This window comes from Corynebacterium bouchesdurhonense, assembly GCF_900078305.2.
GTDB lineage: Bacteria > Actinomycetota > Actinomycetes > Mycobacteriales > Mycobacteriaceae > Corynebacterium > Corynebacterium bouchesdurhonense.
In genome coordinates this window covers 82,566-94,347 of sequence record NZ_LT546024.1, presented here as the reverse complement: position 1 = coordinate 94,347, position 11,782 = coordinate 82,566, and the positions used below count along the sequence as shown (strand labels likewise).

General features: G+C 62.3%; 8 protein-coding genes. 6 read left to right on the top strand and 2 right to left on the bottom strand.

What is annotated here, in order from left to right; all coding sequences use genetic code 11:
• Positions 1-405: 405 nt before the first annotated feature.
• The 5 genes from BN4252_RS01235 to BN4252_RS01215 all read left to right on the top strand — a co-directional run bounded on the left by BN4252_RS01235 (position 406) and on the right by BN4252_RS01215 (position 8,455).
• Complete coding sequence (locus BN4252_RS01235; RefSeq protein ID WP_066524411.1) at positions 406-2,013, top strand: SpaH/EbpB family LPXTG-anchored major pilin; 1,608 nt, start codon at positions 406-408, stop codon at positions 2,011-2,013.
• Between the two features lie 185 nt (positions 2,014-2,198).
• Positions 2,199-3,113 carry a class C sortase gene (locus tag BN4252_RS01230; RefSeq protein WP_392389913.1) on the top strand — a complete coding sequence of 305 codons (915 nt, stop codon included), beginning with the start codon at positions 2,199-2,201 and terminating at the stop codon, positions 3,111-3,113.
• Positions 3,095-4,000: an LPXTG cell wall anchor domain-containing protein gene (locus BN4252_RS01225; protein WP_096877737.1), complete on the top strand. Its 906-nt coding sequence runs from the start codon at positions 3,095-3,097 to the stop codon at positions 3,998-4,000. The genes BN4252_RS01230 and BN4252_RS01225 overlap by 19 nt, the downstream gene beginning before the upstream one ends.
• A gap of 5 nt (positions 4,001-4,005) precedes the next feature.
• Complete coding sequence (locus BN4252_RS11005; RefSeq protein ID WP_143341141.1) at positions 4,006-7,431, top strand: SpaA isopeptide-forming pilin-related protein; 3,426 nt, start codon at positions 4,006-4,008, stop codon at positions 7,429-7,431.
• 136 nt (positions 7,432-7,567) lie between these two features.
• Positions 7,568-8,455: a class C sortase gene (locus tag BN4252_RS01215; RefSeq protein WP_066524401.1), complete on the top strand. Its 888-nt coding sequence runs from the start codon at positions 7,568-7,570 to the stop codon at positions 8,453-8,455.
• Between the two features lie 426 nt (positions 8,456-8,881).
• Here the strand turns inward: BN4252_RS01215 and BN4252_RS01210 are convergent, their stop codons facing one another.
• Positions 8,882-9,418, bottom strand: a complete 537-nt coding sequence (locus BN4252_RS01210; RefSeq protein WP_066524399.1) for an inorganic diphosphatase — start codon at positions 9,416-9,418, stop codon at positions 8,882-8,884.
• Positions 9,419-9,452: 34 nt separating this feature from the next.
• Positions 9,453-10,622: an ATP-binding protein gene (locus BN4252_RS01205; protein WP_066524398.1), complete on the bottom strand. Its 1,170-nt coding sequence runs from the start codon at positions 10,620-10,622 to the stop codon at positions 9,453-9,455.
• Positions 10,623-10,742: 120 nt separating this feature from the next.
• Here BN4252_RS01205 and BN4252_RS11240 point away from each other — a divergent pair.
• On the top strand, positions 10,743-11,782 hold a 1,040-nt coding region (locus BN4252_RS11240), incomplete at its 3' end, for a D-alanyl-D-alanine carboxypeptidase (protein ID WP_066524396.1).

Here is an 11,782-nt window from a genome sequence, read left to right as displayed (position 1 = left end):
CAGTACGACGGTGTCGCGGGGGAGGGGGAGGTTGGGGGTTTGCTGTGACCAACTTCACAGAATATTTAGGTTTTGAAAAACAACTAAGTGCGCTACTCGGTCTACGTGGACTTATAAGAACCGTGTCACTGTTACAGGTTCGTCTTATCCACTGGTGGGGTGCCGGCAAGCCATTTTGATGGGATTCCCTAGCCCTTTTCAGTTCGATTTTCGAGGGGGGGGGGGCTTATCTTTGCTTTATCCGCCGGAACTTTTCGGTTTTAAGAATCTTTGAGTGTCTGGGCGGTGCCGGGTTGCCCCCGGTCCATACTGCGACCCTCACCCCGGCTTAACCCGGGGTGTGGACCGCGGATTCTGTATTCCGTTGCGGGTTTGTCGCCCGCCCTGAACCCGAAGGGTTACCACGTGAAGAATCACTCCATCGCAGTGCGCTCCGTGACGGTTGCCGCAGCTGCTGCTCTGTCCCTGGGTGTTGCCGCCCCGATCATGCCCGCCTATGCTGCTGACGGCCAAGCGTACGAGTCAAATGGTCTTACCGTCTCTGACTCCACCATTGATGCGACGGCCAAGGGCTCGCTGACCATCTTCAAGAAGGCTGACCCTAAGGAGACGCACACTTCCACCGGTGAGGTCGACAGCAGCGCTACTGGCACATCTCTCGACGGCGTCGAGTTCACTCTGTACAAAGTCCCCGGCTACGACTTAACTAAGAATGACCAGCTGGTGAAGGCATCCAATCTCAAGGTGTCGGACGTGAAACCGGGGGAGGGGGACGTTGTCAGCGTGCAGACCACCGCAAACGGTGGCAAGGCCACTTGGACCGATCTCCCTGTAGGTGTCTACTACCTCAGGGAAACCAAGCCGGCCGAGGGCTACAGCCCGGCCGCCGACTCCTTGGTTTTCGTGCCGATGACTCGCAATAACGATGCAAATACCGGCGGTGGTACCCAGTGGCTGTACGACATCACCGCGTACCCGAAGAACCGCAAGAACACCAACCCGGAAAAGTCGGTTACGGACACGGGTAAAAACGTTGGCGACAAGGTGACCTACACCGTCGACACCTACGCGCAGTACGTGGATCCGGACACTCAGTACCGCACCTTCTACCGCGTCGAGGACAACCTGGACCCGGCGCTGAGCACCACCGCGGACAAGGTCACTGTCGCATCCACCCCGAATCGCGAATTTGTGAAGGACAAGGACTACACCGTGTCGGTCGCGAAAGTCGACGGCCGCGATCAGGTCCTGGTCAAGTTCACCAAGGAAGGCATCGCCAAGATAGATAACGGCGACAAGATCACCGTAACGATCGAGGCAACCGTGAACTCCAAGCCCGGTAACGGTGACCTGAAGAACGTTGCGCAGCACTACGAGAACAACCCCAACGACAGCCAGGAGCACGACAAGGACGGCACCCCGCCGGAGACTCCGAAGAACACCCCAGAAATTCACACCTTCTTCGGCGACCTCGAATTCACCAAGGTCAACTCCACCGGCAAGGGGCTGAAGGACGCCGAGTTCAAGGTCTTCGGCATCAAGGGTGACCAAACCTGCGCTGCCCTCGACACGAAAAATCTCGGTGAAAATGCCAAGGAGCAGACCGCCGCTGGCAAGACCACGTGGGTCTCTGATGACACCGGCAAGGTAACCATCACTGGCCTGCACGCGAACAACATCGCTAACTGGGGCTACGACGCTGAGAAGAACCAGTTCACCACCGCCAACGAGTGGACCAGCTACTGCCTCGTGGAGACCAAGTCTCCGGCGGGTTACGAGCTCCTCGCACAGCCGATCGAGTTCAAGATCAACGCTAACCGGAACGAAGCCGGCGTGTGGACCGTCGCAAACGGCAGCGTCAAGGTGGGCAACACCGACAACCAGGTCGTCAACCTCGAGGACTCCACCCCGAAGCTGCCGCTCACCGGTGGCATGGGTATCGGCATCCTCGCAGCACTGGGTGCGCTGATCATCGCGGCCGGTGCGTACTCCGCAAAGCGTCGCTCCGCGTAAGCGTCGCGGCGTGAGTCGGCCAGGCTCTGGCGTTGGTGCTGGGGTTTGGTGAAAAGGGGGCGTCGATAGGCAAATGCACTATCGATACCTCCCGGCGAGGGTGATCGGGGAGAGCCCTCGCCGCAACTGGCCGCCTTCGGGCGGTATCTCCCCCTCAAACTTAGAAATGAACGGTGGTGATGGGTGTGCGGACGCTGACAGCGCCGAAGCCGCGGCAGAAGCCGCAGGCGGGCAAGCAGTCGCTGCTCACACCCGTGATCATCATCCTGGTTGGTGTGCTGGTGCTGCTGTACCCGGTCATTGCCACCCAGTGGAACAACGTGCGGCAGCACCGCGTGGCCAGTGAATACGCGCAGCTGCAGCACAGCGAGCCGGAGGACGTGCTGCGGAAGGTGTATGACTCCGCGGTGGTGTACAACCACACACACACCAAGGGTCCGATTCTGGACCCGTGGCTGACCCGCATCGGCACCGACAACCCGGAGTACCAGCGCTACACGGCGGAGCTGAACAACTTCCCGGTGATGGCCCGCCTGATCGTGCCCACCGGCAAGATCGACCTCCCCGTGTACCACGGCACCTCGGACGACGTGCTGCAGAAGGGTGTGGGCCACCTCTTCGGCACGGACCTTCCCGTGGGCGGCGAGGGCACGCACGCGGTGCTCACCGGCCACACGGGGCTGACCAGCGCGACGCTGTTCGACCACCTCACGGACGTGAAGGTGGGCGACGACATCTACGTGCAGGTTTCCGGCCAGAAGCTGAAGTATCAGGTGGACGCCACCGAGGTGGTGCTGCCGGACGAGACTGACAGCCTGAAGACGCGCCAGGGCGAGGACCTGCTCACCCTGATCACCTGCACGCCGTACGGCATCAACTCGCACCGCCTGATGGTGCACTCGCACCGGGTGCCCATGGACGCGGACACCGACGTGTTTGAAAAGACCGCCACGCCCGTGCAGTGGTGGATGTGGGCGCTGGTGGGCGCGGCCGCGCTCATCGTGCTCGCGCTCGCGTGGTGGCTGCTTCGCCGCCGCAAGCAGCAGGATCAGGAAGCACCAGTGGTAGAGGAGCGGAAGTTTTGGCCTCAAGAATCGTAAGTTCGGCGCTCGCCGGCGCAGTCGCGCTGGGTATTGCCGCCGCTCCCGCTGTCGCTGACACCCGCCCGGTGGTTGGTGCCTGCCCGCAGCTCACCGACGCCTCGCTCATGCGCGACACCGGCGAGCCCCAGAACCTCACCGTGCGTAAGACCACAGGCAACCCGTACGACGACGCCGCGGTTCCCCTCGGCTCCATCGAGGGCATCGAGTTCAAGCTTTACTCGGTTCGGGGCCTTCGCTTGTCGACGCCCTCCGGCCTCTCCCAAGCCCAACACCTCACCGTGGACCAGGCCCGGGCAAACGGCCTGGACTACGTCGGCTCCCAGCGGACCGACGCCAACGGCGACGCCGTCTTCCGCGACGTCAAGCCCGCCATGTACCTAGTGGAGGAGGTCGCCCCGGCCGACACCGCGCACAACTACCGAACCTCCGACCCCTTCCTGGTGCTGATGCCGACGCTGAAGGAGGACTGCGTGACGCCCAACGAGGACACCGTGATTGTGGTCAAGTCCCACGCGGACACCACCACCACGCCGCCCTCCACGACGCCCTCCACGACGCCGCCCTCCACCCGGCGCATCCCGCCGCCCGGCACCCCAGGCACGCCGGGCACCGTGACCACAACGGCCACCCCGCCGCCGCCCACCCGGACCACCACGTCCACCACCGGCGCCACGGAGCCCCCGTCCACGGTGACCACCACGTCGGGCGTGCCCGGCTCTCCGGGTGGCCCGGGCAACCCCGGCGACACCCCGAAGCGCAATGGCCCCGGCGGCCCGCTGGCCTCCACGGGCGCCAACGTGATCTGGCTGCTCGTTGTCGCCGCCGCCCTGATCACCGGGGGCGTCCTCCTCGTTCGCCGCTCCCGCGAAGAAAAGTCTGAGTAACCGCCATGTTAAATCTGAAAGTGGAGTTCATGCCTCATAAAACCAACCGTTGCCGAGCTGGTTGGGGTGCTTGGCAGCTGCTGACGGTACTAGCGGTGGTGATGGTCGCGGTCGGCATGATGCCCATCTTCACAGGCTCGCCGAAGACACACGCGGAAGAGGTTGTCGAATGCAACACCGTCTATGACGCAGAAGACCGTCAGCTTACGATTCCGATCACAGTCGGAAATGGTAAGGACAATACGCTCAAGCGGTTCAGTTTCGACGGTCTCAAGCCTGGTGAAAAAATCACGGGTTTCGAATTCCGCAATACTACCAGGGCGTTCACTAGCTCGAGTGCCAGTTTGATCGTTCATAACCGCACTGGCGAGCTTTCCGACATTCCGTCGCTTACTGCAACTGGCACCAACCAGTACGTGTTTAAGCCCTACAACGGCCAGCTCAGTAATGGTGGCAAGACGCTAACGGTGGCCCTTCCTTCGGCGACCGCAGTTGCCTCTCCGCAAGGTCCAGGTATCTCTGGGCGTATCCAGATTGAACTTCCGAATACCGATACCAACAGATCGCACTATGAAGTTATTGCGAAGGTCCAGACCGAACGACAGGAGTGCACGACCAAGACCGTGACTCCTCCAACTTCTGAGGAATCATCGAGCGTCGAGTCCACCCCGACCGCTCCGGAATCGACGCCAAGTACCACCGATTCTCCGACTTCGGTGGAGCCGGAGCCCACGACGACGACCGCTCCCGCTTCGGCCACATCTGGAACGTCTACGACGAGCCCAGAAAGCACGACAGCGGCGCCCACCTCAGCAGCGTCGTCGGCCACTCAGCCGACGTCTACCGCGCCGACCACCTCGGTGGATCCGAAATCTGGGACTGGGCTCCCCCCAACGCAGATGCGCCACACCCGAAGTGGCGAAGTGGGCATCAGGGTAAGTGCCGCGGCGTTTCGTAACGACACTTCGCAATACTCCGAAGGGATCAAATTCCGCCTTTGGACTGCCAATGAAAGCGGGGACCTATTCAACGCGTCTGATCGGGGCCCGCAGGCTCCGATCAGCGCTGATTGGGCCACGTGCACGACCGGAAACACTGGCGAATGCATCATTTACGTGCCCTCGTCGTACGCTGGTAAGTACGGTTTCGTCGTTCAGGAAAACGAATACCCTGGTACCTACCACATCGGCCAAATCAACTGGGGCGAGTACGGAAACTACAACAACCGCACTAATGCGGCCCTCCCCGGATTTGTAAACATTGCGAACGCGCGTACCGGCTCAACGGACCCCTACTGGGGCAAAGTGTTCCCTCTTTATAGCAGTGAGTTGGTGACTTGGGACGAGATCAGATCGTTTGGGTCGAGCGTACAATCCCTTAACAACCCCCCGATGGAACGAGCCCGAAAGTGCCAGGCTACAGGTGGGCCTCGAATCGCGCTGGTGCTCGATACAACCGAGTCGATCGATGATGCCAAAGGCGTTAGCGACTATCAAAATGCGGTTTACGGGGCGGGGGGGTTTCTAGATAGCCTTGTGGGTACGGGTGCCAGTGTAGCCTTCTTCCCGTTCGCAGCGGATGCGAGGAAGGGGAATACTTTCTCAGACCCGGTTCCGGTAGATACTCAACTGAAACTCGCGAAAGCCAACGCGCGAGAGGCACTTTCCGATTTCGGCGGTACCACCAACTGGCAATCGGGGTTTGAATCCGTTTTGAACTCTGGTCAACAGTTCGACCAGATCATCTTTGTTACCGACGGTGATGCAAATACTTGGTACATGGGGGGGACTGCCAAAGACAGTGTGAACATTGACGGCTCCGTCCGCGGTGTCGAAGCTGGTATTTACGCGGCGAACGAGCTCAAGGCCAAAGGCATGCGGATCGTGAGTATAGGTGTTGCGTCCGCGAAAGATTTCCAGTACTGGAACGGCTCGGGGCAGCTGAAGGCCGTGTCAGGACCCGATTACGGCATCGACTACTTTGGTACGGACTGGTCCCGTCTTGCGCGCACGCTTCGAGCCGCGGCCAGCCAGGTGACGTGCCAAATCGAGTTCGAAGTGAACAAGGTGGTAGTTGGCGCAGACGGGAAGCCGCTTTCCGACCAGTCAACCGCGAACGGCTGGGGTATGAGCCTGAACCTGTCGAATATTCCGGATCCTCAGCCGGATATCCAGAGGGGTAAAGAGACCCCGCCCTTCGGTTACCTCTCAGGCGATGCGAACCAGGTAATCAGGCAATCAACTGCGGGCGCGAACGGCGTTACATACGGTGCCTCGAAATCCAATCCGGCGAAAGTCCGTTGGACGTTGACGCAGTATGCTGACCCAAGCCTGAGTAAAACCACTGCTGTTATTAGCGAGGTTGTAAACAGCAAATCGGGATACGAATTTGTACCAGGCTCCTCAACCTACGAGATTCAAGACGCGGTTACAGGGACGGTCCGTAGTAGCGGCACCCTGCAATCCGCGAGCCAGACGATCAACGGACTGAAACCCGGCGACCGTGTGGTTGTCAAAATGGTGAACCGTGTCGTGCCGCAGATTTCGCTGCAAAAAGAACTTCCGAACGGCCGCAAAAAAGACGGTGACCAGTTCGAACTCTCCATCTCAAAGGTGACGGGGAATCAGGGCTCGGCGTATGCGGACTCTGCGCTCGGCAGTGCGGCGGTGACGCAGGGGTCTAGTAACGGCCTGCAAAAGACTAGCGACGGTAAGACCTTGCAGGCTGGACCCTTCAAGTTGGAGCCGAACACGAAGTACCTGCTGCGCGAGAACGCCGCCGCTAACGCAAACCTGCAGGATTACGATACCGAACTGAAGTGCCCAGGAGCGACGGCGTCGCCGGTGCCAGATGCCCGCCGAGGCGGGTCCGGGCGCGTCTGGGAGGTCTCTACCGGCGCAGCTGTGAATGACAACATCACCTGTACGTTCACCAACACGCCCGTGCTGAAGTCGTCCATCGCTTGGAAGAAAGTGGACAACGAGGGCAAGCTGCTCGGTTGCTCGCAATGGATGCTTAAGCGAACGAAGGATGAGAACGGTAAGGAGATTCAAGATCAGCAATGGGCGGTGAACGACAATGCTCCCGGCTGCACTTACGGCAACACTGGTTTCAGCGCGAAAGATGACATGAACCCCGAGGCCGGCTCGTTTAAGGTTGCTGACCTTCCGTTAGGCACCTACGTCATTGAAGAAGTTCGAGCCCCTAACGGATATGGGGTTAACAACCAACGCAAATCCGAAACCATCGTTCTGACGGCTGCCAACGCGTCGGCTGGCGTCACCGTTACTGACTCGTTTGTGAACTACCCGGACATAAAGACCCCCGGGACGCTTCCGCGGACAGGCGGGGTTGGTGTCGGGACCTTAGCCGGTCTCGCAGGCGTGATCGTTGCACTCGGATGCGTGATGTTGCGCCGTCGCAGTGTGTAGCCTGTTCTCACCCCAGCAGCAGGATGGAACGTTGTCTGGGGTGGGAGGGGCATGGAAGGTGTTGAGAGCAAACAAGGTCTGGAGTAGCTAGGTGGTAGTGAGGCAACAGAAGCAGGGTGCGTCGAAAAGCACGCTCATGCCCGTGCTCCTTATCCTCCTCGGCCTCGCGGTGCTGCTGTACCCAGTGGTGGCCACCCAGTGGAACAACTTTCGGCAGGCGAAAGTGGCCGAGGATTACCAAGCGCTGATGAACGACGCAGTGGAGAAGGACCCCGACGCGATGCAGGCGGCGATTGATGCCGCCCGCGAGTACAACCGCCACGGGAAGGGCGGGCCGATCATCGATCCCTGGTCCTCGCGTGACGCCACCGGCAACGCGGAGTACCAGGAGTACCTGGGGCAACTGTCCGGTCTGCCCGCGATGGCGCAGATTGTGATCCCGTCCATCAAGGTCCACCTGCCGGTGTTCCACGGCACGAGCGACGACGTGCTGGCGAAGGGCGTCGGTCACCTGTACGGAACGTCGCTGCCGGTGGGCGGCACGGACACACACGCGGTGCTCACGGGGCACACGGGCCTGACCAACGCCACCCTGTTTGACAACCTCACCGAGATGAAGCAGGGCGACGCGATCTACCTCGCCGTCTTTGGTGAGAAGCTCAAGTACGAGGTGTACGACACGCAGGTGGTGCTGCCTGAGGACACGAAGAGCTTGCTGAACGAGCCGGGACAGGACCTGCTCACGCTGGTCACCTGTACGCCGTACGGCATCAATACGCACCGCTTGCTCGTTCACGCGAAGCGCGTGCCTATGGACCCGGACGACTCCTCGGTGTTCGATGAGGCGGGCAGTCCGGTGCAGTGGTGGATGTGGGCGATTCTCGCAGTGGCGCTGCTGGTTGTGCTGCTGCTGATCTGGTGGCTGCGCCGGCAGAAGGAGCGCCAACAGGAGGACGACTTGGCGCTGGAAGACCGGGCGGTTCGCCGGGTGTCGTGGCCGGGGGAGCGGGGCGCTGAAAAGTAAAAGCCCCTGTTCAACCCATCGGTCGATGTTGGGGCGCCGGGGGCGGTCGTAGTGTTCACGGGGTGAAAATGGTGAACGCAGCAACCCCCTCACCCCGGCCGCTGGAAGGTGCTCAATTGTCGAAACCCGGCAGATAGTTGCAATGTGGAACTAGTGTTCCGGATTGCAGGTATCTGCCGGGATCGGTTTTGAGCGGCATAGGCCCCGAGGCTCTGTTGCAAGGGGGCGTCGATAAGCAAAGCCCCCTGGAAGAAAGTTCACACGAGGGGCGGCGGGGAGTGAACTATTTTGCGCGGGCCGCGGGGCTGGCCCTCAGTGACCTGGGGAAATGCGGGGCGGGCGGCCGCGGTGTGTAAGAAAGTTCACGGCGCGGCGAACTATTTTGCGCAGCGCCCGCGCACCACCCGCGCAGCGCCCCCCAAACCGCTAGTTCTCGGTCTTCGCTTCCTTCTCGGCCTCGAGGTTCTCGCGGGAGTTCTGCTCGCCGGCGCGCTCGAAGGCGTCGAGGGAGGCCTGCAGGATGGCCTCGGCGTCCTCGCGGCCGGACCAGCCGGAGCCGGTGACGTGCTTGTTCGGCTCCAGGTCCTTGTAGTGCACGAAGAAGTGCTCGATCTCGTCCTTGACAAAGTCGGAGACGTCGGTGATGTCCTGGTAGGACTCGTAGCGCGGGTCATCGATGACGCAGAGCAGCTTGTCGTCGCCGCCGGCCTCGTCCGTCATCTTGAACACGCCGATCGGGCGAGCGATCACGGTCACGCCGGGGAAGACCGGCTCGGGGGTGATCACCAGGGCGTCCAGCGGGTCGCCGTCGTCCGCGAGCGTGTTGTCAATGAAGCCGTAGTCCGCCGGGTACGCCATCGGGGTGAACAGGTAGCGGTCCAGGAAGACCTTGCCCGTCTCGTGGTCCACCTCGTACTTGTTGCGGGAACCCTTCGGGATTTCGATGATGACCTCGATAGCCATGATGCTCCTTATATCGTGCGGAATTGACTGGCACTTATCCTAGCTCGGGCGGGTGCGCTGGCTCGATCCGGAGCACATCGGCCACAACATGGTCCCGCAGGTGTTCTCGCAGGAACGGGAGGATGAAGTCTGCGGTACCTCTGTCGATGGTCACGATGTCGGCTTCATGCAGGCGGGCGCGGTAATTGTAGGCCTGCTGGTCGCTCACGCCGAGGCGCTTCGCCACATCCGTGACTTTTGCCGGGCCGTCATCTAACGACATTGCGGCGAGGAATCTGCGGTCCTCGCTGGAAAGATCACTGAGCGCCGGTTCGTGTACCAGCTGGCCCAGTTTCTTCCTCGCCTTCGAAACCCCGGCCTGCGTGGCCTCCAATGAGATGACGTGACCGTCTGCGAACCGCCACGAGAAGTTGCCGATGAGTTGGATCATAAACGGGTAGCCCCCGGAGGCTTGCACGGCGTACTGCAGCGCTCGCTCGTCCCACTCTTTGCCCGCCAGCGTTACCGGAACTTCGAGGCCGTCGCGTACTTCCGCCGCAGGGATCGTGCCGAGGTCTATCCTGTTGGCTCTCCGGAGGAACGTGATCGGATTTTTGCCGTCCTGGCTCGCGAGCAGGGGGCGGATTGACGTCGGGATGCCGGCGAGCACCACCGCTATCTCCCGGTTTTCCCGCACCAAGTGTTGGATGGTGGTGGCGAACTCAGTTATCTCGTCCTGGTGCACGTAGTGAAGCTCGTCGATGGTGATGAGGATGCCCGGGGCTCGGCCGTTGAACCTTTCGTGATCCGCGATTGAGTCGAGAGCCTGCCCCAGCAGAGCTCGCAAGCTCCCTCGGGTCTGGTCGGGTGCCTGGCTCTCCCGCTTGTAACGGAAGAACCCCGGCCCGACCTGCACGCTGCGCTTCGCGTTCGATCGCTCACCGTCGAGGAACTCTGTCAGCTGCTGTTTGAGGCTTTCCACAAACCCTTCTGTGGCGGTCTCGGAAAACGTCAGCCACCCCTTTTGGGCCGCCGTGTCCTCCATCTCGTTGAGGAGGACGGTCTTGCCCACGCCGCGCGCGCCGACAAGGAGGGACACGCGTTCGTGCGCGCCCGGTCCTTCCTCAAGCGCCAGTGCGAAATCCTCGATTACTTCGTCACGCCCTACCAATAGCGGCGGGCTCGATCCCAGTGAGGCTCGGAAAGGGTTGTTCGGCGAGGTCATGCTGCGAGTGTAACCGCCCTATGTGCTCTTATGTGGTTTGTGTGGAGTTGTGTATAACCGCCCCGCGGCCGATGTGATCCTGTGTGGTGTGTGTGGAGTTGTGTACTACGCTTTCACCCGATGAAGGTCTGGTCTTGGGTCGCGTCCGCGGCCGCGCTGGTGGCGGTCGGCTCCGTGGCCGGCTTCGGCGTGGCCGCCCACGAGCAGCTCGCAGCCCTCGAGCATGCGCCCGCGTTCACCCTGACCACGCCCGCGCCGGTGCTCGCCCCTGCCACCGGGTCGCCTGTTGAGGGGCTATCGCTTTTCGACGCCCTCCAGGACAAAGCCGCCAACCCCGCCCTCGCCGAGTTCCACGCCCACGTGGTCAACGCGCAGACGGGCGAGGTGGTCTTCGACCGCCTCGCCGGCGAGCCGCTGCGCCCCGCCTCCACCACCAAGGTGCTCACCGCGGCCGCCGCCCTGCTGGAGCTCGGCCCCCGCGACGTGGTCACCACGCCCGTCTACCGAGGCGCGAACCCCGGCGAGGTGGTGATCAAGGCCTCCGGCGACGTGTGGATGGGCCGCGAGGCGGTTCACCAGCTCGCCGCGCAGCTGCGGGACAAGGGTATCACCACGGTGTCCATTGACACCTCGCTGTGGCAGGGCATGCCGGAACTGCTGCCGGGCTGGAACCCCCTAGACATCGACGGCGGCTACGTCGCCCCGCTCCAGCCCGCCATGCTCAACGGCGGCCGCGGGTTGGAGGAGGAGTCCGGGGACGTGCCCCGCTCGCACACCCCGGCCCTCGACGTGGCGCAGGCGCTCGCCGACGCCCTGGGCGCCGACAACGCCGGCCCCGGCACCGTGCCGGAGGGCGCCGAGCAGCTGGCGGCCGTGGACTCGCCGGACCTCACCGAGCGCCTGCGCGCCACCATGAAGGACTCGGACAACGTCTTCGCCGAGGCCATCGGCCGCGAGGTGGCGCTGCGCCGCGGCACCACCGACGCGCCCGGCGCGCCCATGGAGGTGCTGGCGGCACACGGCTTCGACACGGCCGCGACCAGCATCAACGACAACTCGGGCCTGTCGGAGCTCAACCGCATCACGCCGCGGCTGCTGTCCTCGGTGTTCGAGGTGGCGGCTGCGCCGGCGGAGGGCCCCGACACGGCGGCGCTGCGGCC